Origin of the sequence: Rhizobium sp. R634 (assembly GCF_002211305.1) — a bacterium.
GTDB lineage: Bacteria > Pseudomonadota > Alphaproteobacteria > Rhizobiales > Rhizobiaceae > Rhizobium.
The window spans coordinates 258130-282788 of the sequence record NZ_LOKW01000002.1 but is presented as its reverse complement, the minus strand read 5'-3'; the positions used below and the strand labels follow the sequence as shown (position 1 = coordinate 282788).

Sequence of the window (24659 nt, the reverse complement as noted above, 5' to 3'; positions counted from 1 at the left end):
ATATATCACAATTCCTTACTAAACTCGAATGGTAAGGAGATCCGTATGAATATCTACTATGGTACGATGACATCGAAAGGCCAGACGACAATCCCGGCGGAAGTTCGTGAACTGCTGAATCTGAAATCTGGCGACAGGATCCGTTACATCAATCGCGATGGCGAAATCGTTATGAAAGCCAAGAACAAACGCGCTATCGACCTCGCAGGCAAGTTTCACGATCCGAATCGGCCGACGATCACTTTAAAGGAAATGGATGAGGCTATCGGTGAAGCCATCGCCGACCATGTGAATAGTGCAGGATGATTGGCCTCGACACTAATCTTCTGCTGCGCTTCCTCCTGAAAGACGACGCCGTCCAGACGGAGAAAGTCACAGCGCTCTTTGGGAGCCTCTCCGATACGGCGCCTGGCTATATTAGCTGCATCACACTGATGGAATGCGCATGGTTCCTAAGACAACGGATCAAGCTGAAGAGAGAACAGATCATGGAGGCGATTTCGGATTTGTTGGACTCGGCCGATCTGATCCTTGAAGATGAAAGAGTAGTCGAGGAAACGCTCGGAATCATGCTGCGGACGAATGCGGAATTTGCAGATGTCTTCATCGCTCTTCGTAACCGTGACGCCGGCTGCGTGACAACCAAGACATTCGATGCCCAAGCCGCAAAAATCATACCTGGAATGGAACTTCTTTCATGAGCGAACCCGCCCGCCTGATATCGCCGGAAAAGCGGGGAGAAGACCTTGATGTCACGCTGCGCCCGCAATCGCTGGACGAGTTCACCGGCCAGGCGGACGCCCGCGCCAATCTCAAGATCTTCATCGAAGCGGCGAAGAACCGCGGCGAGGCGCTCGACCACGTGCTCTTCGTCGGCCCGCCCGGCCTCGGCAAGACGACGCTGGCACAGATCATGGCGAAGGAGCTCGGCGTCAATTTCCGCTCGACGTCGGGTCCCGTCATTGCCAAGGCCGGCGATCTCGCCGCGCTGCTGACCAATCTCGAGGAGCGCGACGTGCTCTTCATCGACGAGATCCATCGCCTCAACCCGGCCGTCGAGGAAATCCTCTATCCAGCCATGGAGGATTTCCAGCTCGACCTCATCATCGGCGAAGGCCCTGCCGCCCGTTCAGTGAAGATCGACCTGTCGAAATTCACCCTGGTGGCCGCAACCACCCGTCTCGGCCTGTTGACGACGCCGCTGCGCGACCGCTTTGGCATTCCGGTGCGGCTCAGCTTCTATACCGTCGAGGAGCTGGAACTGATCGTGCGCCGCGGCTCGCGGCTGATGAACCTGCCGATGACCGAAGAGGGCGCCCGCGAGATCGCCAGACGCGCCCGCGGCACGCCGCGCATCGCCGGCCGGCTGCTGCGGCGCGTGCGTGACTTCGCCGAGGTGGCAAGAGCCGAGGCCGTCACCCGCGAGATCGCCGACGAGGCGCTGACGCGGCTGCTGGTCGACAATGTCGGCTTCGACCAGCTCGACAAGCGTTACCTTAACATGATCGCCGTCAATTTCGGCGGCGGCCCGGTCGGTATCGAAACCATCGCCGCCGGTCTTTCCGAGCCGCGCGACGCGATCGAGGACATCATCGAGCCTTATATGATCCAGCAGGGTTTCATTCAGCGCACGCCGCGCGGCCGTGTTCTGACCGCAATCGCGTGGAAACATCTCGGAATGCAACCGCCCAAGGAAATGGAGGCTGCGCAGTTCCGGCTGTTTCAGGAGGACGACTGAGTGATTACCCGCCGCGGATTCTTCAAGGTTCTTGGCGGCGGTATCGCAGGCGTCATGTCGCTCGGCGGTTACGCCTTCGCCTATGAACCGCTGGCAAGGCCCGGCATCGCCCGCTACCAGCTGACGCCGCCCGGATGGACGCCGGGGCTGAAGCTCCGCGTCGTCGCGCTCGCCGATATCCATGCCTGCGAACCCTGGATGTCGGCAAATCGCATCACCGCGATCTGCCGCAGGGCCAATGAACTCGAAGGTGACGTCACCGTCCTGCTTGGCGATTACGCCGCCGGCATGAACATGGTGACCCAATATGTGCATTCGAGCCAATGGTCGAAGGCGCTCGCCACCCTGCAGGCGCCTCTCGGCGTCCACGCGATCATGGGCAATCACGATTGGTGGGAAGACAGGACTGCCCAGAAGAACGGCGGGATGGAAACTTTCGGACACCGGGCGCTCGCCGGCGTCGGGATTCCGGTCTACGGCAATCGCGCAGTCCGACTGGAAAAGGATGGTCACGGCTTCTGGCTCGCGGGGCTGGAAGATCAGCTGGCGCTGCTGCCCGGCAGGAAATGGGGCCGCACGCGCATGCTCGGCCTGGACGATCTTGATGGAACCATGGCCCAGGTCACCGACGACGCACCCGTCATCCTGCTTGCCCATGAGCCCGATATCTTTCCGCGCGTGCCCGAGCGCGTCTCGTTGACGCTGTCGGGCCACACGCATGGCGGACAGATCCGCTTCCTCGGCCGTTCACCGGTCGTCCCCTCGCGTTACGGCAATCGCTACGCCTATGGCCACATCGTCGAGGAGGGGCGTCATATCATCGTCTCCGGCGGCCTCGGCTGCTCCATCGCGCCGGTTCGCTTCGGCGTGCCGCCGGAAATCGTCGTGATCGATCTCGGATAGAATGACATGATCAAGCGCACTCCCATCCGCCTGACCGCGGGCGCGGCGCGTTTCAACCACCGCATTGCCGGCCTCGGCTTTCGCGATGGGCACGTGCTCGTCCATCGTGCCGTGCACGAGCCCTTCTGGACCTTTCCGGGCGGCAGGGCGGAAATCGGCGAAACGTCGGAAGAAACGCTGAAGCGGGAGATGATGGAGGAACTCGGCGTCGCCGTCACCATCTCCCGCCTGCTCTGGGTCGTCGAGAACTTTTTCCACTACGAACAGCGTGACTGGCATGAGATCGGTTTCTACTATCTGATGGAAATCCCACCGGAATTTCCCTTTCGGCCGCACGAAATCATCCATCGCGTCGAAGACGGCGACAACCATCTCGAATTCAAATGGGTGTCGGCAACGCGCACGGCCCTGACCGCGCTCGACATTCCGCCCTATTTTATCGCTGAGGAAATCGAGAACCTGCCCGCAGCCCCCCGTCATCTCGTCTGGCGCGACGGCAATCTCGATGATTGACGCAGACATTCCGGAAGCGCTTGAAGAGGAGATGCGCCGATGCCGACCTTCGATCCTGTCAGGTCATTTCGCAAGCTTGCCTACAACAACGCCCTTGCCAACCGCCGTCTGCTCCAGGCCTGCGCGGCATTGAAGCCCGGCGAATTCGAAGCGCCGCGCACGAGCTTCTTTCCCTCGATCAAGGAAACCCTGAATCACATCATTACGGTCGACTGGTTCTATGTCGATGGCATGGAAGGCGGCACGCTCGGGTTTCAGGCCTTCGAGGTGGACGAACCCTTCGACGACGTCGAGACACTGGCGCAAGCGCAGGCAAAGGTCGACCAGCGTCTGATCGATCTTTGCGAAACCCTGACGCCGGAAAGGTTGATCTCGATCGTCAGTCTCCATCGGGGCGACCGCGTCCAGGAAGAGCGGATGGACGATGTGCTCGCCCACCTGTTCCAGCATCAGACCCATCATCGCGGCCAGGTCCATGCGATGCTTGCCGGCACCAGCGTCGCCCCGCCGCAGCTTGACGAATTCATCGTCGCCGACGATGCACGATTTCGCGGCGAGGAACTTGCCGGGCTCGGCTGGAGAGAGGAAACGCTGATGCGTTAATTCTGCAGCCGTTTTTTCAGCCCGTCGATGATCGTCCTGGTGAGAAGATCGTAATTCTCGTCGAAGTGATGGTCGCCGGGCAATTCGACGACTTCTGCGCCGCTCTCCTTAACTGCCGGACAAGCGACATCATCATCGTCATCCTTGCCGTAGATGCATTGCACCAGCTTCGGGTCGATGTTCTTCAGATCGGCGACGGGATCGCCTCCCGCCCCGTCCGTCTTCTGGCCGAGCCAGCCGAGAACGGAGATGACGTAATCGACCTGGTGCGAGAGCGACAGCAGCGACAGCTGCACCACCGAGGACTTCTCGGCCGGCTTGAGGAGCTGATAGGTCGCGGGCACAACATCGGCGCCGAAAGAGTAGCCGACGAGCAGCACGTGCTTCACCTTCCACTGCTTGCGGTAGAAATCGATGATCTTCGATAGATCGCTGGCGGTTTCTTCCGGCTTGCGCTCCGACCAGAAATAATGAAGCGAGTCGACGCCGACGACGGGAATGCCTTCCTTCTGCAGCGTGCCGCCGACCTCCTTGTCGATGTCGCGCCAGCCGCCATCGCCTGAATAGATTATCGCCATCGTGTCGAAGGCGGGCGTGGCTTCGAGCACCGCAAGCGGCAGGCCGAGCGGATTGCCGAAGGCGCCGGAGGCGGTGACCAGATCGTCGAGCGTATCGGCAAACACCGTCTGCGCATCGTCGGCGGTGTCGCGGATCTCCATCGCCGAATGGATTTTCTTCAGCGCTTCGGCATGCACTCTCCCATCCTTGTCGGCATTGGGCGTAAAGACGGTGACGATCGGATCCGGCAGGGCGCCGTCGCTGAGGCCATACATGATGCGCTGGCCGACGACCTGCTTGGAAGCCGGCGTGCAAAGCTCCTTGGCAAGCGGGATGCCGGCCTTCGGATCGACGGCAAGCGTCTGGCCGATCGTCGCATCCGGCGTCTGAGCCGCGATCGCCAGCGCCAAGGCCCCGCCCTCGCCGATGCCGGCAACGATCGGCAGATGATAGGCATTATTGCCGGTGGCGCGCTGCACCTGCTGGCTCAGCGATTCGATGTCAGAGACCATGTAGATGCAGCCGTCATTGAGGCTGACGTCGTAGCGGCTGAGTGCCTGGATATAAGAGGGAAAGTCGACGCCGATGACGACGGCGCCTTCGGAGACCAGCCTGTCGGCCTCGCCCTTCTCATAGTCGCCCCAGCCGGCGGCATCCGAGATCAGCATGACCGTGCCCTTCACCTCGCCTTCCGGCAGGAAGATGTGCGGCGACGGGATGAGCCCGGTTTCGAAGCTCTGCGTGGTCTCTTCGGCGGCGCTCGCCGGTGCGGCCGCGAGCATGCAGGCGCATGCCGTGGCAAGAAGGATTGTCCTGATCATTTTCTCACTACCCCCTTCAATCCGCCCCCGATCAGAAAAGTCGCGTCCATCAACGCGATCATCGGATTGCCTCCTCCGGAAACTGCAAGATAGCGCGGTTGCCAGTGCGGATGAAACTTGGATTTGAATGCCCGAAGGCCTTTGAAGTTATAGAAACGCTCGCCGTGCTCGAAGACGGTGCTGCCGATGCGGTCCCAGACGGGCGCCGCCTCGCGTTTCGACATGCCGGAGAGAGGCGCCATGCCGAGATTGAAATGGGAAAAACCCTGATTGCGCAGATATTCCATGATCTGCACGAAGAGAAAGTCCATCGACCCTTTCGGCGCGTCCGGCGAGAAGCGCATGAGATCGATCGTACCCTCCTCCCTGGAGTCGGTGACGAGGACATTGGCGAAGGCGACGATCTTGCCGTCCTTCTTCAGGATGCCGACCGGCTGGGAGGCAACGTAATCGGGATCGAAGGAACCGAGCGAGAAACCCTTTTCCTTGGCGTTATGATGTTCGAGCCAGGCCGTGGAAACGGCGGCGAGATCATCGATGATGCCGGGCACATCCTGCGGTTCGACGACCGCGAATTCCAGCCCGTCGCGCTGGGCGCGGCTCGCCGTCTGGCGAAGGTTCGCCCATTTGCCGCCCTTCATTTCGAAAGCCCGGAGATCGGCCACCGCCAGTTCGCCGAGCTTGAAGGCGCGCAGGCCGGCATCGGCGCAATGGGAAAGCAGCCCCGGCGAGATCTGGTAGAAGACGGCGCGGCAGCCGGCGGCGCGCGCCGCTTCGACGAAACGCCAGACTAGCTCCTGCACGGCGCGATGATCGCCGATCGGATCGAACAGCGCGATCCATGAGCGGCCCTGCCGGCCGTACATGATGAAGGCGTCGCCCTTTTCCGAGAACATGATGCTCTTGTCGCCCATGCGCACTAGATTGGCGTCGGCATTGCCCTGCTTGCCGACGATCTCGACGGCACGCGCCAGCGCCTCTTCCGTCGCCGGTTCCGGCCGAAAGGCCGCCGGCCGCAGCAGGCTGAAAATGGCAATCGCCGAGGAGATGATGGTGATGCCGAGCAAGGCGCGCAAACCGCGCGGCGCTTCGGCGGTGAATTCGAACTGCCACCACAGCTGGTTGCTGTATTCGACGTCGCGATAGACGAAAAGCAGGATGACGACGGCGCCGACGATGATGACGGCGATCGCCATCAGCCAGGACGCCGTCATCGCCTGGTTGAGCAGCGATGCGTGACGGGTGAAGAGCCGGCGGCTGACGAAGAGCCCGAAGATGAGGAAAGCGAGGAAGGCAGCTTCAACAAGCGCGATTGCCTTCAGGAGCGACAAGGTCAGCGCGGCGACGGCCGAGAACACGGCCACCCACCAGGCGCCGTCGAGCCGCTGGCCGAGGCCGCGCGCGGCGACGATAAGCGCGAGCCCGAGCAGGCTGGAGAGGAAGTGCGCGCCTTCGACCATCGGCAGCGGCAGGTAGTTGGAGAGGAATTCGAGGTTCTGATCCGGCGTCGGCGTAACGCTCGAAAACACCAGCATGACGCCGAGCAGCAGAGCCAGAGCAGAAAGCAGCTGCGGCATCAGCCGCCCGCCGATGCGCCGCATGCTGGAGGCGGCCGGGTGATCGACGAAACGGCGCAGTTCCGCCGCCGAGACGGCGAGCACGGCGATCAAGAGTGGCAGCACGTGGTAGATCAGCCGGTAAAGCACCAGCGACCCGAGCACGGCATCGATGTTCACCGCGCTGCCGAGCGAAGCGATGATCACCGTCTCGAACACGCCGAGCCCGGCCGGAACGTGGCTGAGCACGCCGAGACCGACGGCAATCGCGTAGACGGCGAGGAAGACCGGCCAGCCGATCGCGGTCTGCGGCAGAAGCACGTAGAGAACCGAGGCCGAGGCGGCGATATCGAAGGCGGTGACGAGGAACTGGCGCGACCACGTGCGCGAATCCGGCAGGCGGATCGTGACCGCGCCGAGATCGAGCACGCGGCCGTCACGGCCGATGATCATCACCACTCCGAGAACAGCGAGGATCGAGCCGGCGATCAGCCGGAGAAGGAAGGCACTGATGCCGACCAGCGGCCCGATCTGATCGGCGATGATGATGAGGGCGATGGCCGCGACGCCGGCAAGCCCCAGGCCGAAGGAGAGGGTGACGAAGGCGATGATCCGGCCGATATCCTCGGGCGAGAGCCCGAGGCGCGTATAGGCGCGATAGCGGATCGCGCCGCCCGATAGCGCGCCGAAGCCGGCGGTGTTGCCGACCGCATAGGCGCTGAACGCCGTCAGCGCCACATGCGGAAAGGGCAGTCTCTTGCCGATGTAATCGATGGCATTGAGGTCGTAGAAGATCAGTGCAAGGAAACTGAGCGCCGTGAAGAACAGCGCCAGCAGGATCGCGCTCGGCCTGGTTGCCGCCAGCGCGGCTACGACGTCGTCATAGCGCACCTCGTTGGTGAGCTGCATGATCGCGTAACCGACGAGGCAGAAGACCACCAGTGTCGCGGCTGCCGTCAGTGGCGTCCTGTAACGCCTGAAAAGCCCGCGAAAGGAAAACCCTTCCGCCTCTTCCATCTCTTCCAAATTGCCGTGCCCCGACATCTCTTACCTGCGCAATTTCCAGCCCTGCGGGAATCATTTTCAAAGACGTAGCATGGGAGGCATATAAGCTGCATGAAGCAAATGCCGTCGCACCCCCAGCCCGCCGCCTGCGCCTCCATCATCCTCAATTGGGGCGAATTTGCGCAGGCGAGCCCGGTGGATACATTGCATTTTCGTAAGCTTGCGCAGAGCGTTGCGAGCGATAATGCGGGTTTGAGAAGCGAGAGAAGGATTAGACATGCAAGATAGCCTGGCCTTCACGATGCTCGTCCTCGGCAGACTGCTGCTCGGCGGTCTTTTCGTCGCAGGCGGCATTCATCATTTTTTCGTCATCGTGCCGATAAGCGACGCCATCGAAGCCCGCGGCGTCCCTTTTGCGAAATGGGTGCTGATATCAGCCAGCCTCTTCCAGATCGCCGCCGGTCTGCTGCTGATGCTCGGCCTCTATGTCGCCCCGGCAGCCTTCGGCCTCATCATCTTCACACTTGCCGCTTCCGTGATGCTGCTGAATTTCTGGGACATGCAGGAAACGGCGCGCGACGGCGCCATCAACAGCTGGAAGAGCAACATGGCGATCATCGGCGGCCTGCTGATCGCAGCCGCGGGAGCAATGTAAGGCGATTTATGCGGCCGGCTCGCCGCCTGCTCGCGCCTGCGCGGCATAACGCGCCACGGCGGCTTCCACTTCCGCGTCCCGGTCGCCCGCCACCTGCACCGTCGGCACCGCGAATTCGATGCCGTTTTCCCTGAAGGCATTGCGGATCATCGCCAGCGCGTTGCGGCGGATGACGAATTGCTCGCCGGGTTTCGTCATCATCGACAGCCGGATCTCAATCGCGAACTCGCCGAATTGCTCGACGCCCTTCATCTTCAGCGTCTCGATGATATGTGGGCCATATTCCGGATTTTCGAGCAGCGTCTGGCCGATCTGCTTGATCACCTTCTTCGCCTTGACGAGATCGGTGTCGTATTTGACGTTGAGGCTGATTTTATCGATCGTCCAGTCGCGGTTGAGGTTCTTCACAGCGCCAAGCTCGCCGAAGGGCACGGTCGTCAGCGGTCCGCGATGATGCCTGAGCTTCACCGAGCGCAGGCTGAAGGCCTCGACCACGCCCTTGTGGCTGCCGCTTTCGATATATTCGCCGACGCGGAAGGCATCGTCCCAGAGATAGAACATGCCGCTGATGACGTCCTTGACGATCGTCTGCGCGCCGAAACCGACCGCGACGCCGACGACGCCGGCGCCGGCAATCAGCGGCCCGATCTCGATGCCGAGGCCCGAAAGCACCATCAGCACGGCGATGACGGCAATCACCACGGCGAGGATATTGCGGAAGATCGGCAGGAGCGTCTGTATCCGCGCCCGCTTGGCCTTCTCCTCGTCCGTCTCGGTGCCGTCCAGCGGTGAGTCGAGCAGCTTGCCGTCGATATAGGCCTTGACGACGTGCCAGAGCAGATCGGCCGCCAGCAGGATGACGATGCCGCCGATGAGACCGCGCGCGATCTTGTCGAGCATCCTGTCGCCGGCGGCCATCGTGTCGGCGCCGACGCCGAGCATACGCCCGAGCCAGATGGCGGCCAGCGCGATGATCAGCGCCCGCACGCCGCGATCGAGCAGCACGGCCGCAATGCGGCGCGTGGCCAGGAAGCTAGCTTCGGTCTGCTGCAGCGATTTCACCGCGAGCGTCGAGACCGCGAGCACGCGCGGCAGCAGCAGCACATAGATTCCGAGCCAGAGCAGCCCGTTGAAACCTGCGACCCACAACCCCCAGAGCAGCAGGAAATAGACGGTAAGCGCCCAGGAGATTCCGTGACCGCGCTTCTCGTCCTTGTGCGGGCGCGACCAGACCGCCTCGATCGCGATCAGCAGCAGCCCGATGCCGAGGATGTAGCCGACGACGAGCCGGGCGCTCTCGGAATAGCCGAGCGGCATCATCGACTGGATCACGGCCCAGCCGAATGCGAAATAAATGACGAAGGTCGCGCAGCGGCGGTACCAGAAGAGTGCCACGGCCCGCCCCGGCATGGTCGGCGCGGTGACGCCCTGCCGCTCTTCATCGGCCCGCGCCAGCCCGATGAGATCGACCAGAACGCCGCCGAGGCAGATAGTGAAACGCTGGACGATGAGCGCAACGACGCAGACGATCGCGATACTCTGGCTGAGCGGCGGCCAATTGAGGCTGAGAAGCGTGAGCACCGTTGCGCCCGCAAAGATCAGCGCCGGGATGACACGCGGCGCCAGATGCATGCCCGCCATCGCGGCCAGCCGGCGACGGCGGCGCCGGAAGACATAGCGGGCGATGCTCTCGACGATCGCACCGAGCAAAAAGATCGCCAGGAATTGGGCCGTCATGCGCGCTCGGCCGGCGGCGGCGATCTCACCGAAAAGCAGGGAGGACGCATTGCCGATCTGCGAGGGCAGCGTCATTGCGGCATCGGAGACCATCGAGACATGCCGGCGGGAATGCTGCAGCAGACCCGATAGAACCGACATCTGGTTCTCTGCCGCCGTGTCGGCCGCAGGCGCCGCCGCCATCTGCGTCGACATCCACTGCTTGACCTCGGGCGTCTGCATGAGCTGCATCATCTCACGCACTTGCGCCGGCGGGACCGACGCGGCCGGCGCCTGTGCCTGTGCTGTCTGGGCGAAGCCAGGCGAAACCAGGCCCAAAAACATAATGAATGCCAGCACGCCCGATATGGCGCCCCTCAAGACCCCTGCCCTGTCACGTTCCATATCTGCCCTCAATGGAGTGCCGTCCGCCCCGATGAAGCAGCTCCGACATTTCTCCTTGCAGCAATGGATACCTGCGAGCGTGGCCGCCAGCAAGCGGTAGGGAAACCATACCGATGGCTAGGAAAGGCCGATGTCGCCGCCGCCCCGAAACCAGGCATACGTCCACTGTTTCAGGATGACGGCTTCGTCGGGCGGTGAAAACCGAGCAATCAGGATTTCGGAGCCGGCTTCTCCACGTGGCCGCCGAAGCCCGCGCGCATCGCCGACAGAACCTTGTTGGCGAATTCGTCGTTGTCGCGCGAGGAGAAGCGGCCGTAGAGCGCCGCACTCAGCACCGGCGTCGGCACGCTTTCGTCGATCGCCGCCATGATCGTCCAGCGGCCTTCGCCGCTGTCGGAGACCCGGCCCGCATATTTCGCCAGCGCCGGATCGGCATGCAGCGCATCGGCGGTGAGATCGAGCAGCCAGGAGGTGATGACGCTGCCGCGCCGCCAGACTTCGGCAACGTCCTGCAGATTGAAGTCGTATTGGAAATGTTCGGGATGCGCGAGCGGCGCGGTCTCCGCATCGGCCTCATGCGAGGCAGCGCCGATATTGGCATGTTTCAGGATATTGAGGCCTTCGGCATAGGCCGCCATCAGGCCGTATTCGATGCCGTTATGCACCATCTTGACGAAGTGGCCGGCCCCATGCGGGCCGCAATGCAGGTAGCCCTGCTCGGCGGTGCTCGCCGCAGCCGCTTCGGCGCTGCGGTTCGGCGAGGCTTCCGTCTTGCCGGCGCCGGGCGCGAGCGTCGCGAAGATCGGCGAAAGGTGCTGGACGATGCCCTTCTCCCCGCCGATCATCAGGCAATAGCCGCGTTCGAGGCCGAAGACGCCGCCGCTGGTGCCGACGTCGACATAATGGATCCCCTTGGTGATGAGTTCGGCGCCGCGGCGGATATCGTCGTGATAATAGGAATTGCCGCCGTCGATGACGATATCGCCGTTCTGCAGCAGCGGCACCAGGCTCGCCAGCACCTTGTCGACGATCGCCGCCGGTAGCATCAGCCAGATGGCGCGCGGATGGCTGAGCTTCGAGACGAACTCCTCCAGCGAAGCGCTGCCCGTCGCGCCCATGCCTGCCAACTCGGCAACGCTTTCGGGCCTGGCGTCATAGACGACGCATTCGTGACCGCCCCGCATCAGCCGCTGGACCATGTAATTGCCCATGCGGCCCAAACCAACCATACCAAGCTGCATAATGAATCTCCTGGAAACCGAGATGAAGTATCGACTCCGGAAATTAGCACCCGCAGTGTGACAGGCAAGCGAAGTCTGGCGCCGCCTTCAAGCCTGACGGTTCGTCAGACATCCGGCGCGCTGGCCGGCTCCCCCTTCATCTCGCTGAGGTACATGCCCTCGCGCAGATTGATGCCGTATTCGACGAAGGCCTTCATCGAGCAGAGCATCTGCGTCCAGCCTTCGCAGTTGAGATAGGTGCCGCGCCGGCCGGCCTCGTCCTCGCGCCAGCCGTTCTCGGCGATCGTTACCAGCGTGCCGCCATCCTCCAGCGGCTTGAAGTTCATCTCCACCTGCGTCTTGTACTTCGCCTGATCCTCACCGGTGCCGCCGTCCCAGCGCAACACGATGCGGCTGTCGGGCACGAGCTCGACGACCTCCACCGGCGCATCCTTCCACCAGGTCACCGTGGTGCCCTGAACGAGCGGCGCGCTCGCCCCGCCGATGGTGGTGAAATAGCTGCTGAGCTTGTTCGGATTGACGACGGCGTCAAACACGTCTGCGACGGGGCGGCCGATGCGGCCGGAAACGCGGATTCCGAGAGACATGGTACTTCTCCTCTTCTCCATTGCTCCTGACGCCATTATGTTATAAAAATATAACATGTCAAGCGAATCGAAAGATGATCCGGTTTTCAAGGCGCTGGCGCATCATCGCCGCCGCGAAATCCTCGACCTGCTCAAGGATGGCCCGCGCACGACGGGGGCGCTTTGCGAAATATTTCCCGGAATGGACCGCTGCACGGTGATGCAGCACTTGAAGGTGCTGGAGGAGGCCGATCTGGTCATCGCCAGGAAGGAGGGCCGCGAACGCTGGAACCACCTGAACAGCCTGCCGATCAAGCACATCTACGACCGCTGGATCAGCGCCTATGCCGGCCATGCCCTCTCGATTCTCGATCGGCTGAAAGGTGACCTCGAAGGCCAGCCGGAATAACGGGCCGGCTTGCCGCGCGGTTCACTGTAATCTTATGCTGGCAAAAAGCTGGAGTGCGGGATGACGGTATCAGGAGCAGGCATACGCCGCATGCGGCTGCTGCGCAGTATGAAGCAGCAGCATCTCGCCGAACTCCTCGGCGTAAACCAGGCGACCGTTTCGCGCTGGGAGCGCGGTCAGCTCGCCCTCTCGCCCGAACAGGCCTTGAACCTCGGGCGAATTTTCGCCTCGCCGCGACATGCCGCGGCCGATGCGGCGCTGAAGCGGCTGGTCGAGGATTCCGTCCGGCCCGTGCATCTGATCTGTGACGTCACCCACCGGCTGCTGTCGGCCTCCCGTCCGCGCCAGGCCGAATGGCGCGCACCGCTCGCCGCCTTTCTCGGCCGCTCGCTTTTCTCCTACGCCTCTGCCGAAATCACCGCCGCCGAGCAGTCGCTGGAGGAGCGCGGCTGGCATGACGGCAGGCTCCTGTCGCTGACGCTCGAAACCGGCGCCAACGACAATGAGCTGCTGCCGATCGCCGCCGGCCGCGTGACCTGGGAACGGATCATGCTTTCCGACGGCAGCGCCGGCCGGCTTGTGACGACCATCGGCTGAGCCTGCAGCTTTCCTGCATCCCCATGCATAATTTATGCGTTGTTCGAAAACGCCGGTCTTTATAGCGTCCGCCGCGAAACCGCTCTGGAGGCAAGGCGATGACGATATTGGTAACGGGAAGCGCCGGCCATTTGGGCGAGGCGCTGATGCGCACGCTGAGGGCTGAAAGCCGGTGGGCGCGCGGCATCGACATCAAACCCTCGGCTTTCACCGATATGGTCGGCTCGATCGGCGACCGCGATTTCGTCAGCCAGGCCATGTCTGGCGTCAGCCATGTCATCCACGCCGCAACCCTGCACAAGCCGCATGTGGCGACCCACGCCAACCGCGATTTCCTCGACTCCAATGTCGCCGGCACCCTGAACCTGCTGGAAGAGGCGACCGCGGCGGGTGTTGCAAGCTTCGTCTTCACCAGCACCACCAGCGCCTTCGGCGCCGCATTGACGCCGGCCGCCGGCGAACCCGCGGCATGGGTGACCGAGGATGTGCTTCCCGTTGCAAGGAACATCTACGGCGTGACGAAGCTCGCCGCCGAAGGCCTCTCGGAGCTCTTCGCCCGTAAGTCCCGCCTGCCTGTCGTCATCCTCAGGACCTCGCGCTTCTTCCCCGAAAACGACGACGATCCCGATATTCGCAACCGATATTCGGCGGAAAATGCCCAGGCCAACGAACTGCTTCATCGCCGCGTCGATATCAGCGACGTGGTCGGCGCCCATCTGCTGGCGCTCGACAAGGCGCCGGCAATCGGCTTCGGCCGCTACATCATCTCCGCCACGACACCCTTTTCATACGGCGACCTCGCCGAACTCAGGAAAGACGCGCCTGCCGTCGTCGAGCGGCTCTTTCCCGGTGCGGGCGCCCTTTATGCCGAACGCGGCTGGAAGATGTTTCCGGCGCTCGACCGCGTCTATGTCAACGAACGGGCAAGGCGCGAACTCGGCTGGCAGCCGCGATATGATTTCCCCTTCCTGCTCGATTGCCTGCGCGACGGCAGGGAATGGCGCAGCCCCCTGGCGCGCGATGTCGGCTTCAAGGGCTACCATGACGAGGTCTTCGCCGAAGGCCCCTACCCGGTGAATTAGGATTGGATTGCGGCTTCAGCGCATCGTGACGATCCTGCCGAAAGCGGATCGCCGCGTCTCTTCGCCGATATGAAAGGGAAAGCGCGATCCACGGCAACCGATGGATGTTTACGATCCTGGGTGCCTACAAACGTAGGTGGGCACCGTGTGTCCAGGCCCACGGGCCTGGCCAGGGACAGCTCCCTTTGGATCGAGTATGGCCCCAGGGATTGTGGTTCCTGTCGAGAGGCGCAGACCGCATCGCGATATATAAGGTCGTTTGCGCCAACGCGCCAGTGGCGACGGCGGGCCGTTTTTATTTAATTCAATTGAGTTCCGGTGCCGGACGGCCGTTCAGCTTGTCGGTGATGCCGCGGATGCGGCTCGAAACTTCGCTCAGCGCCGCCGCGAGGTTTTCCTCGGTACGGGCGGTCGCGGCGAGCACGGTGTCGCGGTTGCTGCGCAGCGACTCCAGTTCGGATTCCAGCCCGGCGATGCGCCGCGTCAGCTCGGAGATCTCGTCCATGATCATGATGCCGGCCATGACGGTGATCCTGAGATCGCCGATTTCGCCGAACTGGCCCTTGAGATGGCCGACATAGCTGTCGAAGCGGGTGGCGAGATCGGTCAGGTGGTCCTCCTGCCCTTCCTCGCAGGCCATGCGATAGGCCTTGCCGTCGATCGTTACCGTCACCTGCGCCATGCTAAATTCTCTTCTTTCAGAGCATGATGCCGAAAAGTGTGAGCGGTTTTCGGACGACATCATGCTCTAACTCTTTAAATTAGAACAGGATTCAGATCTTAGGCCAACTTGGCCTAAGATCATCCTGTTCTAGCGATCCAGAACCGCGCGGATCGTTTCCATGGCCGTCACCAGCCGCCGCGACACCTCGCGATTGACCTCTTCCAGCCGGTTGGCGCGGAATTCGGCCTGGTCGAGCTCCTGCGCCAGCCGCGAGCGGTCGGCATGCACACGGCGAACCTCGCCTTCGATCTCGCCCTGATCCCGCTCCCGCTCGACGCGCACGTCGACGGCGTTTTCGAGGCTGGAAATCGCCTGCTTCAGCTCGTTGAGCGCTGCTTCCATGGTTTTGCCTGTGGGCGTCATGCCTTCCGCTTCCGTGCAGGACCCGCGAATCGACCCTCGGCGCCGACCCTGTGATTTCGAAGAGGATATGCAGCTCGCCGACGGCCCGTCAATCAATCCCGTCATCTGCCGGCCGGCCTACTTGTGGATGAGCGATTTCGCGATAGCCGCCACAGGCGTTTTGTCATTTGTTCAACCGCGCGATCAAATGTCAAAAAATGCCGCAGCCTGCCTGGATTTGGCCTGCCATTTATTGACTCGCCCGTCTTAACTGGTATGTCTCACCCGCTTTCACTCGATGGTCTTGGAGGCTCGAGACCATCCCCCGACACCCGGAGCTTGCGGAAAAGCCATGACCTCTCCCGAACAACACGACCGGATGGCGAATGCGATCCGTTTTCTCGCCATGGACGCCGTCGAAAAGGCGAATTCCGGCCACCCGGGCATGCCAATGGGCATGGCTGACGTGGCAACGGTCCTGTTCACCAAATATCTGAAGTTCGATCCGAAGAAGCCGCACTGGCCGAACCGTGACCGCTTCGTGCTCTCCGCCGGCCACGGCTCGATGCTGCTCTATTCGCTGCTCTACTTGACCGGCTATCCCGATACGACGGTCGAGGATCTGAAGCAGTTCCGCCAGATCGGCTCCAAGACCGCCGGCCACCCGGAATACGGCCATGCGACAGGCATCGAAACCACGACTGGCCCGCTCGGCCAGGGCATCGCCAACGCCGTCGGCATGGCGATCGCCGAGCGCAAGCTGCGCGAGGAGTTCGGTGCGGACCTCCAGGACCACTATACCTATGTCATCAATGGCGACGGCTGCCTGATGGAAGGCATCAGCCATGAGGCGATCGCGCTTGCCGGCCACCTGAAGCTGAACAAGCTGATCCTCTTCTGGGACAACAACTCGATTACCATCGACGGCGCGGTTTCACTGTCGGATTCGACCGACCAGATCGCCCGCTTCAAGGCCGTCCACTGGAACACGATCGAGATCGACGGTCACGATCAGGCCGCCATCGCCGATGCGATCGAAGCCGCCCACAAGTCCGACCGTCCGACCTTCATCGCCTGCAAGACCGTCATCGGCTTCGGCGCTCCGAACAAGGCCGGCAGCCACAAGGTTCACGGCAGCCCGCTCGGCGCCGAGGAAATCGCCGCCACCCGCAAGGCGCTGAATTGGGATTACGAGCCCTTCGTCATCCCCTCCGACGTTCTCGATGCATGGCGCGTCGCCGGCACCCGCTCGGACAATATCGTCAAGGCATGGGAAGAAACTCTTTCCAAGTCGCCAGCCAAGGCGGAATTCTCCCGCCGCATGGCGGGCGAACTGCCGGAAGGCTTCGACGCCGCGATCAGCGCATATAAGAAGAAGCTCGCCGAGACCAAGCCGACTGTTGCCACCCGCAAGGCTTCGGAAGACGCGCTCGAGGTCATCAACGGCTTCCTGCCGGAAACGCTCGGCGGTTCCGCCGACCTGACGCCGTCGAACAACACCAAGACCAGCCAGATGCACTCGATCACGCCGACGGATTTCGCCGGCCGTTACGTGCACTGGGGCATCCGCGAGCACGGCATGGCCTCGGCCATGAACGGCATTGCGCTGCATGGCGGCCTCATTCCCTATAGCGGCGGCTTCCTGATCTTCTCGGATTATTGCCGCCCGCCGATCCGCCTCGCGGCCCTGATGGGCATCCGCGTCATCCACGTCCTGACGCATGACTCGATCGGCGTCGGCGAAGACGGCCCCACGCACCAGCCCGTCGAGCAGCTCGCCGGTCTCCGCGCCATCCCGAACCTGATGGTCTTCCGTCCGGCCGACGCCACGGAAACGGCGGAATGCTGGCAGATCGCCGTCAAGACGCAGAACCGTCCGTCTGGCCTTGCCCTGACGCGTCAGAACCTCAGCCCGGCCCGCACCGAATACAGCGAAAAGAACCTCTGCGAACAGGGCGCTTATACGCTCGCCGGCAATGCCGACGCCAAGGTGACGATCTTCGCTTCCGGCTCGGAAGTCGAAATCGCCGTTGCCGCCCGCGCCGCCCTCGAAGCCAAGGGCGTGACGGTACGCGTCGTATCGGTTCCCTGCACGGAACTGTTCTTCGAGCAGCCGGACGCATATCGCAGGCAAGTGCTCGGCAACTCGCCGGTCAAGATCGCCGTCGAAGCCGCCGTCCGCGAAGGCTGGGATGCCTTCATCGGTCCGGAAGGCACGTTCATCGGCATGAAGGGCTTCGGCGCTTCCGGTCCGGTCAAGGACGTCTACAAGCATTTCGGCATCACCGCCGACGCCGTCGTTGCGGCCGCGGAAGCAAAGCTTTAAGGAGAGCGCCTTGAGGCGCTCTCCATCTCCTCAATTCCAGGCCCTCTCTATCGGGCCCTATTCATCGGGAGTGAATGAACATGACAGTCAAGGTTGCCATCAATGGTTTCGGCCGCATCGGCCGTAACGTCCTCCGCGCTATCGTCGAATCCGGCCGCACCGACATCGAAGTCGTCGCCATCAACGACCTCGGCCCCGTCGAGACCAACGCCCATCTGCTGCGCTACGACTCGATCCACGGCAAGTTCCCGGCAACCGTGAAGGTCGAAGGTGACACGATCACCGTCGGTAACGGCAAGCCGATCAAGGTCACGGCGATTAAGGATCCGGCGACGCTTCCGCACCGCGAACTCGGCGTCGATATTGCCATGGAATGCACCGGCATCTTCACCGCCCGCGACAAGGCCGCCGCCCATCTGACGGCCGGCGCCAAGCGCGTCATCGTCTCGGCTCCTGCCGACGGCGCCGACCTGACCGTCGTCTTCGGCGTCAACCACGACCAGCTCACCAAGGAGCACATGGTCATCTCCAACGCTTCCTGCACCACCAACTGCCTGGTGCCGGTGGTGAAGGTCCTCGACGACGCCGTCGGCATCGACCACGGCTTCATGACGACCATCCACTCCTACACCGGCGATCAGCCGACGCTCGACACGATGCACAAGGATCTGTATCGCGCCCGCGCCGCCGCCCTTTCCATGATCCCGACCTCGACGGGCGCCGCCAAGGCCGTCGGCCTCGTGCTGCCGCACCTCAAGGGCAAGCTCGATGGCACCTCGATCCGCGTTCCGACCCCGAACGTTTCGGTCGTCGACTTCAAGTTCGTCTCCAAGAAGGCGACCACGGTCGGCGAAATCAATGAAGCCATCAAGGCCGCCTCCAACGGCAAGCTGAAGGGCATCCTCGGCTACACCGACGAGCCGCTCGTCTCCCGCGACTTCAACCACGACAGCCATTCCTCGATCTTCGCGACCGATCAGACGAAGGTCATGGAAGGCAACTTCGTGCGCATTCTGTCCTGGTACGATAACGAGTGGGGCTTCTCCAGCCGCATGTCGGACACGGCCGTTGCCTTTGCCAAGCTCATCTGAGAGCCTGACGAACGACTGATTGCATGCGGCCCGGGAAACCGGGCCGTTTTGTTATAGGCACCACGCCGGATCGATTGCGAAACCTGCTATGGTGCACGAAGCCTGAACCGCATCGCCGGCCAGGGAGATAGGGAGAGATGGATGGACTACTTTACCGTTGAGATCGCCGGCCGCGCCATTGCCAGCTTTCGCTCGAAAAACCATGAAGAAGCGACGCATTTCTTCGAGGCGGAAGATTTTCGCGACGACCTGACCATCCTGGAATCCGAAGGCAAGCCTCTGTGGGACCGCAAGGCGGCGCTGAGCCTGCGCAAGGCGACCGCCGAGGAAGCCAGCGAAGTCGAGCACGCCTACGAATTCGACGATGATCCGCAAAGGACCATCGACGACGAATTCGTCGTTTTCCTGATTCCGGTCGAGGACCTGACCGACGATGGCGAGGATACCGAAGACTGACTACCGATCCGCAGCGTCCTCCGGTTTTGAAAAGCTGCTCCGAAGGGCCGGCCGCAAGGATGGAATCACGGTTGGCAATCCGCTGGCCAAGCGTGATAGATTGACGCTGCAATGATCCAGTGGAGGCGATAATGGCAGAGGCGCAAAAACGCTCCTCCCACACCACTCTCAAGCGGCGGCAGCGGTTTCACCCGAAGCGCGACGTCAGACCTGCCGTGCTGGCAAAGGCTGATCGTCTGGTCATCCGGGTTGCCGCGTTCATCGGTCTCGCGTTTCTCGCCGTTATCATACTCCAGGCCGTGTTCTGATAGCGCTCGCCCAATCCGCGGCCGCACTCCCTTCCCCGTCATCAGACAAGGCGAACAAGCCGCCTGAACGCAGGAGTGTGACTTTATCTTGTCGCCGCATCGAGATACCGGCAGGAAAAATCGATCTTCCCGTCTTTCGCCCTGCTGTTGCCTGATTTTCTTATACATTCTTTGTAGAGAATTTCTCCCGTAGCATTTCCGTGTCGGTGGCCGTCCGGCAACCGTTCAGCAGCATGATGCAGCACGAGACGAGGTTAAGCCGCAAGGCCTACCCTTCTCTGCCGTTTTGCCGTTTACTGACGCATCGACGCGCGTGGTGGAGGGTTGGAATAGATAGATCGGCCGGGGGTGGCCGTATCTGCGAAGCAGTCGATGGAAAGGGGTGGGCATGGAAGCGTTCTATATCGTGGTGCTGGTCGCGACGGCGCTCGTGCTTCTTGCTGCTTTTTCGAGCCTGCTCGCTTTCCGCTTCGGCGCCCCGCTGCTGCTGCTCTTCCTGATGATCGGCCTTGCCGCCGGCGTCGACGGCCTCGGCATCGAATTCAGCAACAATTATCTGGCCTATATCCTCGGCTCCATCGCGCTGGCCGTCATCCTGTTCGATTCCGGCTTCGGCACGCCGATGCAGGCCTTCCGGCTGGCGGCCGTGCCCTCCCTCACGCTCGCCTCGGTCGGCGTGTTGATCACCGCCTCGCTCTTTGCCGTCGCCGCCATGTGGCTGTTGAACTTCACCTGGCTCGAAGGCCTGCTGCTTGGATCGATCGTCGCCTCGACGGATGCCGCCGCCGTCTTCTTCCTGCTGCGCATCGGCGGCATCAACATCCGTGACAAGGTGCGCTCGACGCTCGAAGTCGAATCCGGCACCAACGATCCGATGGCGATCTTCCTCACCATCGCCCTCGTCGAAGTGCTGGCGAGCGGCGAGCGTTACCATGGCATCAATATCGGCATGCTCGCCATGTTCGTGCAGCAGATGGGGCTCGGCGTCATTCTCGGCCTGCTTGGCGGCATGATGATCGTACTGATCGTCAGCAAGCTCGATACCGATCGCGGCCTGACGCCGATCTTCGTGCTGGCGCTCGCCCTGCTCGTCTTCTCCTTTGCCGGCACGGTCGGCGGCAGCGGCTTCCTCGCCGTCTATGTCGCCGGCATCTATGCCGGAAATCGCAAGATGCAGGCGATCGGCACCATCAAACGCTTCCAGGACGGCATGACCTGGCTGGCGCAGATCATCATGTTCCTGGTGCTCGGCCTGCTCGCCACGCCGTCGCAATTCCCCGTCATCATCGTGCCGGCGATCCTGCTTGCCCTCTTCCTGATCTTCGTCGCCCGGCCGCTGGCGATCTGGCTGTCGCTCCTCCCATTCGACTACACGCAGCAGGAAATAGGTTTCGTCGCCTGGGTCGGCCTGCGCGGCGCAGTCTCCATCCTGCTTGCCATCATGCCGATCCTCGGCGGGCTGGAAAACGGTCAGATCTATTTCAACACCGCCTTCATCATCGTGCTGGTTTCCCTGCTCGTCCAGGGCTGGACGATCAAGCCGGTCGCCAAGAAACTCGGCCTGATCATCCCCCCGCGCATCGGCGCCGTCGACAAGGTCGAGGTCGATCTGCCGGGTGCTGCCAACCACGAACTGCTTTCCTATCGCGTCATCAAGGACAGCCCGGTGCTGCGCGGCGAGCGCATTCCGCGCTGGGCCACACCCTCGCTCGTCATTCGCGACGGCAAGTCGATGCGCTACCAATATGCCGGGCGGCTGCGGGAGAACGATCTCGTCTATCTCTTCATCGTGCCAAGCTATTCCCGCCTGCTCGACCGCCTGTTCGCCAGCCGTGCGCCGGTCGATGAGGACGATGCCGAATTCTTCGGCGCCTTCGCGCTCTCGCCCGCCCGCCCGGCCGCCGATCTCGATGCGGCTTACGGTCCCGGCCTGCTCAACGAATCCGAAAAGGGCCTGACGATCGCCGAACTGATGCGCCAGCGCCTCGGCGGCAAGGCCGATTATGCCGATCGCGTCCGTCTCGGCTCGATCATCCTCATCGTCCGCGATCTCGACGAACACGATCACATTACCTCGGTCGGCATGTCGCTCGAGGCGGTCGAACCGGCGATCACCCTGCCGATCTTCATCAATCTCAAGGACATCATCCAGCGCATCCGCGACCGGCTGAAGGGACGCCGGAACCGCGAAGCCGCGGCCTCCGAAAACGCGCCGAAAGCATCGGCCGGACGCGAGGAAGCCACACGCGAAAACGGCCGTTGAACGCCTTGCGTCTCGAATGATCCTTGCTATGGTCTGCGCGACTTCCGCCAACCAAGACTGGATCTTCCCCATGCCTTCATTCAAGACCCTCGACGATCTTTCCGATATCAGCGGCAAGCGCGTTCTCGTCCGCGTCGACCTCAACGTTCCCGTCAAGGACGGCAAGGTCACCGATACGACACGCATCGAGCGCGTGGCGCCGACGATCCTCGAACTATCGGATAAGGGCGCCAAGGTGATCCTGCTTGCCCATTTCGGCCGGCCGAAGGATGGCCCGTCGGCTGATCTGTCGCTGTCGCTGATCGCCCCTTCGGTCGAGGAAGTGCTCGATCATGCCGTGCTGACCGCCTCCGACTGCATCGGCGAGGCCGCCGCCGCCGCCGTCGCCGCGATGAATGACGGCGATATCCTGCTGATGGAAAACACCCGCTTCCACAAGGGCGAGGAAAAGAACGATCCCGATTTCATCAAGGCGCTTGCCGCCAACGGCGATATCTACGTCAACGACGCCTTCTCCGCCGCCCACCGCGCCCATGCTTCCACCGAAGGCCTCGCCCATCATCTGCCGGCCCATGCCGGCCGCACCATGCAGGCCGAGCTGGAAGCGCTGGAAAGCGGCCTCGGCAATCCCGCCCGCCCCGTCGTCGCCATCGTCGGCGGCGCCAAGGTTTCGACGAAGATCGACCTCCTGATGAACCTCGTGAAGAAGGTCGATGCCCTCGTCATCGGCGGCGGCATGGCCAACACCTTCATCGCCGCTCGCGGCACCAATGTCGGCAAGTCGCTCTGCGAACATGATCTCGCCGAGACCGCCAAGCAGATCATGATCGAGGCCGCGACTGCAGGCTGCGCCATCATCCTGCCGGAAGACGGTGTGGTCGCCCGCGAATTCAAGGCGGGTGCGGCCAACGAGACGGTCGATATCAACGCCATTCCCGCCGATGCCATGGTGCTCGACGTCGGCCCGAAATCCGTCCAGGCGATCAATGCCTGGATCGAACGCGCCGCGACGCTCGTCTGGAACGGTCCGCTCGGCGCCTTCGAAATCGAGCCCTTCGATGCTGCGACGGTCGCGGCTGCGAAATACGCCGCCGAGCGCACCGTCGCCGGCAAGCTCACCTCCGTTGCAGGCGGCGGCGACACCGTCTCGGCGCTGAACCATGCCGGCGTCGCCGACGAGTTCAGCTATGTCTCGACCGCCGGCGGCGCTTTCCTGGAATGGATGGAAGGCAAGGAGCTTCCCGGCGTCGCCGTCCTTAACGCCGCTAGGTAACCTAAGTCAGATTTGACAGGTTTTACATGTGGATAGACCGCGGTGGCCAACCGGCTTCCGCGGTCTTTTGCTCAAGGATCGAAAAAAATCCTATTTTTTCAAACGATTGAATTGATTTCAATCGTTTCAATGACTTAGCCTTCCATTTTCCTCACTATAAACTTCTGTTATCGCCGTCCTATATTCTTAAACCGCCGATGTTTAACGCTGTGGAGAGAACGAGATGAGCGAACGACTGGAAGACATTGCAGTGCAGATGGTTGCGGGCGGCCGGGGACTGCTTGCGGCCGATGAATCGACCTCCACCATCAAAAAGCGTTTCGACACGATCAACCTCGAATCGACCGAAACGAGCCGCCGCGACTACCGCGAGATGCTCTTCCGCTCCGACGAGGCGATGAAGAAATATATCTCCGGCGTCATCCTTTTCGAAGAGACGCTTTTCCAGAAGGCCGCCGATGGCATGCCCTTCGTCGACATCATCCGCGCTGCAGGCAGCATTCCGGGCATCAAGGTCGATACCGGCGCCAAGCCGATGGCCAAATTCCCCGGCGAAACCATCACCGAAGGCCTCGACGGCCTCGGCGAACGCCTTGCCAAATATTATGAAGCCGGCGCCCGCTTCGCCAAGTGGCGTGGCGTCATCGCCATCTCCTCGTCGCTGCCGACCCGCGGTTCGGTCCGCGCCAACGCTCAGGCGCTCGCCCGCTATGCGGCTCTCTGCCAGGAAGCCAAGATCGTTCCGATCGTCGAGCCGGAATGCCTGATGGACGGCAAGCCGGGCGATCATAATATCGACCGCTGCGCCGAAGTCACCGAATCCACGCTGCGCATCGTTTTCGAGGAACTTGCCGAAGCCCGCGTCAGCCTCGAAGGCATGATCCTGAAGCCGAACATGGTCATCGACGGCAAGAACGCCCGCAAGGCTTCGGTCGCCGAGGTTGCCGAACGCACCGTCCAGGTGCTGAAGCGCACGGTTCCGTCCGCCGTTCCCGGCATCGCCTTCCTCTCCGGCGGCCAGACCACGGAAGAAGCGACCGCCCACCTCTCCGCGATCAACGGCCATGACCTGCCCTGGCTCGTCACCTTCTCCTACGGCCGCGCCCTGCAGGACAGCGCGCTCAAGGCTTGGAACGGCAAGCAGGAGAACGTCGCCGCCGGCCAGCGCGAATTCACCCACCGCGCCGAGATGAACAGCCTCGCCGCCAAGGGCAGCTGGAAGAAGGACCTGGAACAGGCGGCTTGATTTTTGGACTTGGGATTCGGGCGGGGGCGGCAACCACAAGCTGCGGCTCCTGCTGACCCCTCGCCTCCCTCATTCCTGTGCTCGTCACAGGAATCCAGTGCGCCCAAGTCCTTGGGCGCGATAGACTCCTTCCCCTTGTGTATTGATTCATTCACGGCGCCGACGCGCCGTGGCTGGATTCCTGTGACAGGCACAGGAATGAAGGAGGTCGGAGAGAGGCTCTCCTCTCCATCCGAACTCACTGCCGGGGAATTGCCTACGA

At 62.3% G+C, this 24659-nt stretch carries 24 protein-coding genes and 1 other RNA gene; 17 read left to right on the top strand and 8 right to left on the bottom strand.

Annotation, left to right across the window (positions count from 1 at the left end):
* Positions 1 to 45 precede the first annotated feature (45 nt).
* Genes ATY77_RS05570 through ATY77_RS05545 form a run of 6 tightly spaced genes read left to right on the top strand, consistent with a single transcriptional unit; the run spans position 46 to position 3757 of the window.
* On the top strand, positions 46 to 306 hold the full coding sequence (locus tag ATY77_RS05570) for a type II toxin-antitoxin system PrlF family antitoxin (RefSeq protein ID WP_088686460.1): 261 nt from the start codon (positions 46 to 48) through the stop codon (positions 304 to 306).
* Positions 303 to 701, top strand: a complete 399-nt coding sequence (locus tag ATY77_RS05565; RefSeq protein ID WP_088686459.1) for a type II toxin-antitoxin system VapC family toxin — start codon at positions 303 to 305, stop codon at positions 699 to 701. The genes ATY77_RS05570 and ATY77_RS05565 overlap by 4 nt, the downstream gene beginning before the upstream one ends.
* Complete coding sequence (gene ruvB, locus ATY77_RS05560) at positions 698 to 1738, top strand: Holliday junction branch migration DNA helicase RuvB (protein WP_088686458.1); 1041 nt, start codon at positions 698 to 700, stop codon at positions 1736 to 1738. The genes ATY77_RS05565 and ruvB overlap by 4 nt, the downstream gene beginning before the upstream one ends.
* On the top strand, positions 1739 to 2641 hold the full coding sequence (locus tag ATY77_RS05555; RefSeq protein WP_088686457.1) for a metallophosphoesterase: 903 nt from the start codon (positions 1739 to 1741) through the stop codon (positions 2639 to 2641).
* Positions 2642 to 2647: 6 nt separating this feature from the next.
* Entirely contained in the window at positions 2648 to 3154 is a 507-nt protein-coding gene (locus tag ATY77_RS05550) for an NUDIX hydrolase (RefSeq protein WP_088686456.1), read from the top strand.
* 39 nt (positions 3155 to 3193) lie between these two features.
* Entirely contained in the window at positions 3194 to 3757 is a 564-nt protein-coding gene (locus ATY77_RS05545) for a DinB family protein (protein ID WP_088686455.1), read from the top strand.
* Here the strand turns inward: ATY77_RS05545 and ATY77_RS05540 are convergent.
* Positions 3754 to 5136: an AcvB/VirJ family lysyl-phosphatidylglycerol hydrolase gene (locus ATY77_RS05540; RefSeq protein WP_088686454.1), complete on the bottom strand. Its 1383-nt coding sequence runs from the start codon at positions 5134 to 5136 to the stop codon at positions 3754 to 3756. The genes ATY77_RS05545 and ATY77_RS05540 overlap by 4 nt on opposite strands.
* Complete coding sequence (gene mprF, locus ATY77_RS05535) at positions 5133 to 7736, bottom strand: bifunctional lysylphosphatidylglycerol flippase/synthetase MprF (RefSeq protein ID WP_088686453.1); 2604 nt, start codon at positions 7734 to 7736, stop codon at positions 5133 to 5135. Before mprF ends, ATY77_RS05540 begins: the two co-directional genes overlap by 4 nt.
* Before the next feature lie 238 nt (positions 7737 to 7974).
* Here mprF and ATY77_RS05530 point away from each other — a divergent pair, with 238 nt between their 5' ends.
* On the top strand, positions 7975 to 8352 hold the full coding sequence (locus ATY77_RS05530; RefSeq protein WP_088686452.1) for a DoxX family membrane protein: 378 nt from the start codon (positions 7975 to 7977) through the stop codon (positions 8350 to 8352).
* 6 nt (positions 8353 to 8358) lie between these two features.
* On the opposite strand, the gene ATY77_RS05525 is transcribed toward ATY77_RS05530, so the two are convergent.
* From ATY77_RS05525 to ATY77_RS05515, 3 genes are all read right to left on the bottom strand, one after another.
* Complete coding sequence (locus ATY77_RS05525) at positions 8359 to 10473, bottom strand: mechanosensitive ion channel family protein (RefSeq protein WP_088686451.1); 2115 nt, start codon at positions 10471 to 10473, stop codon at positions 8359 to 8361.
* A 209-nt stretch (positions 10474 to 10682) separates the two neighbouring features.
* A complete protein-coding gene (gnd, locus tag ATY77_RS05520; protein WP_088677950.1) occupies positions 10683 to 11714 on the bottom strand; it encodes a phosphogluconate dehydrogenase (NAD(+)-dependent, decarboxylating) in 1032 nt (343 codons plus the stop codon).
* A 104-nt stretch (positions 11715 to 11818) separates the two neighbouring features.
* On the bottom strand, positions 11819 to 12301 hold the full coding sequence (locus ATY77_RS05515; protein ID WP_088686450.1) for an SRPBCC domain-containing protein: 483 nt from the start codon (positions 12299 to 12301) through the stop codon (positions 11819 to 11821).
* 55 nt (positions 12302 to 12356) lie between these two features.
* Between ATY77_RS05515 and ATY77_RS05510 the strand changes: the two genes are divergently transcribed.
* The 3 genes from ATY77_RS05510 to ATY77_RS05500 all read left to right on the top strand — a co-directional run bounded on the left by ATY77_RS05510 (position 12357) and on the right by ATY77_RS05500 (position 14368).
* Positions 12357 to 12689: a metalloregulator ArsR/SmtB family transcription factor gene (locus ATY77_RS05510; RefSeq protein ID WP_088686449.1), complete on the top strand. Its 333-nt coding sequence runs from the start codon at positions 12357 to 12359 to the stop codon at positions 12687 to 12689.
* A gap of 60 nt (positions 12690 to 12749) precedes the next feature.
* On the top strand, positions 12750 to 13286 hold the full coding sequence (locus tag ATY77_RS05505) for a helix-turn-helix transcriptional regulator (RefSeq protein WP_088686448.1): 537 nt from the start codon (positions 12750 to 12752) through the stop codon (positions 13284 to 13286).
* A gap of 98 nt (positions 13287 to 13384) precedes the next feature.
* A complete protein-coding gene (locus tag ATY77_RS05500) occupies positions 13385 to 14368 on the top strand; it encodes an NAD(P)-dependent oxidoreductase (protein WP_088686447.1) in 984 nt (327 codons plus the stop codon).
* 81 nt (positions 14369 to 14449) lie between these two features.
* On the opposite strand, the gene ssrS is transcribed toward ATY77_RS05500, so the two are convergent.
* The 3 genes from ssrS to ATY77_RS05485 all read right to left on the bottom strand — a co-directional run bounded on the left by ssrS (position 14450) and on the right by ATY77_RS05485 (position 15455).
* Positions 14450 to 14608, bottom strand: a non-coding RNA gene (gene ssrS, locus ATY77_RS05495) — 6S RNA.
* A gap of 64 nt (positions 14609 to 14672) precedes the next feature.
* Complete coding sequence (locus ATY77_RS05490; RefSeq protein ID WP_088686446.1) at positions 14673 to 15050, bottom strand: cell division protein ZapA; 378 nt, start codon at positions 15048 to 15050, stop codon at positions 14673 to 14675.
* A gap of 129 nt (positions 15051 to 15179) precedes the next feature.
* Positions 15180 to 15455, bottom strand: coding sequence for a DUF4164 domain-containing protein (locus ATY77_RS05485; protein WP_088686445.1), 276 nt, complete (start codon positions 15453 to 15455; stop codon positions 15180 to 15182).
* A gap of 331 nt (positions 15456 to 15786) precedes the next feature.
* Between ATY77_RS05485 and tkt the strand changes: the two genes are divergently transcribed.
* From tkt to ATY77_RS05455, 7 genes are all read left to right on the top strand, one after another.
* Positions 15787 to 17760 (top strand): transketolase, encoded by a 1974-nt coding sequence (gene tkt, locus ATY77_RS05480; RefSeq protein ID WP_088686444.1) that lies wholly within the window; start codon positions 15787 to 15789, stop codon positions 17758 to 17760.
* 80 nt (positions 17761 to 17840) lie between these two features.
* Positions 17841 to 18851, top strand: a complete 1011-nt coding sequence (gene gap / locus ATY77_RS05475) for a type I glyceraldehyde-3-phosphate dehydrogenase (protein ID WP_088678053.1) — start codon at positions 17841 to 17843, stop codon at positions 18849 to 18851.
* A gap of 141 nt (positions 18852 to 18992) precedes the next feature.
* Positions 18993 to 19307, top strand: a complete 315-nt coding sequence (locus ATY77_RS05470) for a hypothetical protein (RefSeq protein WP_088686443.1) — start codon at positions 18993 to 18995, stop codon at positions 19305 to 19307.
* 131 nt (positions 19308 to 19438) lie between these two features.
* Positions 19439 to 19615 (top strand): hypothetical protein, encoded by a 177-nt coding sequence (locus tag ATY77_RS32765; RefSeq protein WP_190237584.1) that lies wholly within the window; start codon positions 19439 to 19441, stop codon positions 19613 to 19615.
* 388 nt (positions 19616 to 20003) lie between these two features.
* Entirely contained in the window at positions 20004 to 21878 is a 1875-nt protein-coding gene (locus tag ATY77_RS05465; RefSeq protein WP_088686442.1) for a potassium/proton antiporter, read from the top strand.
* Between the two features lie 70 nt (positions 21879 to 21948).
* Positions 21949 to 23151: a phosphoglycerate kinase gene (locus ATY77_RS05460; protein WP_190233746.1), complete on the top strand. Its 1203-nt coding sequence runs from the start codon at positions 21949 to 21951 to the stop codon at positions 23149 to 23151.
* Positions 23152 to 23374: 223 nt separating this feature from the next.
* A complete protein-coding gene (locus tag ATY77_RS05455) occupies positions 23375 to 24397 on the top strand; it encodes a class I fructose-bisphosphate aldolase (RefSeq protein ID WP_088686441.1) in 1023 nt (340 codons plus the stop codon).
* The last annotated feature ends 262 nt before the right edge of the window (positions 24398 to 24659 follow it).

Bases quoted from the DNA above. Each gene is read 5' to 3' on its own strand.
- ATY77_RS05570 (WP_088686460.1), top strand. From the start codon at position 46: ATGAATATCTACTATGGTACGATGACATCGAAAGGCCAGACGACAATC.
- ATY77_RS05565 (WP_088686459.1), top strand. From the start codon at position 303: ATGATTGGCCTCGACACTAATCTTCTGCTGCGCTTCCTCCTGAAAGAC.
- ruvB (WP_088686458.1), top strand. From the start codon at position 698: ATGAGCGAACCCGCCCGCCTGATATCGCCGGAAAAGCGGGGAGAAGAC.
- ATY77_RS05550 (WP_088686456.1), top strand. From the start codon at position 2,648: ATGATCAAGCGCACTCCCATCCGCCTGACCGCGGGCGCGGCGCGTTTC.
- ATY77_RS05545 (WP_088686455.1), top strand. From the start codon at position 3,194: ATGCCGACCTTCGATCCTGTCAGGTCATTTCGCAAGCTTGCCTACAAC.
- ATY77_RS05540 (WP_088686454.1), bottom strand. From the start codon at position 5,136: ATGATCAGGACAATCCTTCTTGCCACGGCATGCGCCTGCATGCTCGCG.
- mprF (WP_088686453.1), bottom strand. From the start codon at position 7,736: ATGTCGGGGCACGGCAATTTGGAAGAGATGGAAGAGGCGGAAGGGTTT.
- ATY77_RS05530 (WP_088686452.1), top strand. From the start codon at position 7,975: ATGCAAGATAGCCTGGCCTTCACGATGCTCGTCCTCGGCAGACTGCTG.
- ATY77_RS05525 (WP_088686451.1), bottom strand. From the start codon at position 10,473: ATGGAACGTGACAGGGCAGGGGTCTTGAGGGGCGCCATATCGGGCGTG.
- gnd (WP_088677950.1), bottom strand. From the start codon at position 11,714: ATGCAGCTTGGTATGGTTGGTTTGGGCCGCATGGGCAATTACATGGTC.
- ATY77_RS05515 (WP_088686450.1), bottom strand. From the start codon at position 12,301: ATGTCTCTCGGAATCCGCGTTTCCGGCCGCATCGGCCGCCCCGTCGCA.
- ATY77_RS05510 (WP_088686449.1), top strand. From the start codon at position 12,357: ATGTCAAGCGAATCGAAAGATGATCCGGTTTTCAAGGCGCTGGCGCAT.
- ATY77_RS05505 (WP_088686448.1), top strand. From the start codon at position 12,750: ATGACGGTATCAGGAGCAGGCATACGCCGCATGCGGCTGCTGCGCAGT.
- ATY77_RS05500 (WP_088686447.1), top strand. From the start codon at position 13,385: ATGACGATATTGGTAACGGGAAGCGCCGGCCATTTGGGCGAGGCGCTG.
- ATY77_RS05490 (WP_088686446.1), bottom strand. From the start codon at position 15,050: ATGGCGCAGGTGACGGTAACGATCGACGGCAAGGCCTATCGCATGGCC.
- ATY77_RS05485 (WP_088686445.1), bottom strand. From the start codon at position 15,455: ATGACGCCCACAGGCAAAACCATGGAAGCAGCGCTCAACGAGCTGAAG.
- tkt (WP_088686444.1), top strand. From the start codon at position 15,787: ATGACCTCTCCCGAACAACACGACCGGATGGCGAATGCGATCCGTTTT.
- gap (WP_088678053.1), top strand. From the start codon at position 17,841: ATGACAGTCAAGGTTGCCATCAATGGTTTCGGCCGCATCGGCCGTAAC.
- ATY77_RS05470 (WP_088686443.1), top strand. From the start codon at position 18,993: ATGGACTACTTTACCGTTGAGATCGCCGGCCGCGCCATTGCCAGCTTT.
- ATY77_RS32765 (WP_190237584.1), top strand. From the start codon at position 19,439: ATGGCAGAGGCGCAAAAACGCTCCTCCCACACCACTCTCAAGCGGCGG.
- ATY77_RS05465 (WP_088686442.1), top strand. From the start codon at position 20,004: ATGGAAGCGTTCTATATCGTGGTGCTGGTCGCGACGGCGCTCGTGCTT.
- ATY77_RS05460 (WP_190233746.1), top strand. From the start codon at position 21,949: ATGCCTTCATTCAAGACCCTCGACGATCTTTCCGATATCAGCGGCAAG.
- ATY77_RS05455 (WP_088686441.1), top strand. From the start codon at position 23,375: ATGAGCGAACGACTGGAAGACATTGCAGTGCAGATGGTTGCGGGCGGC.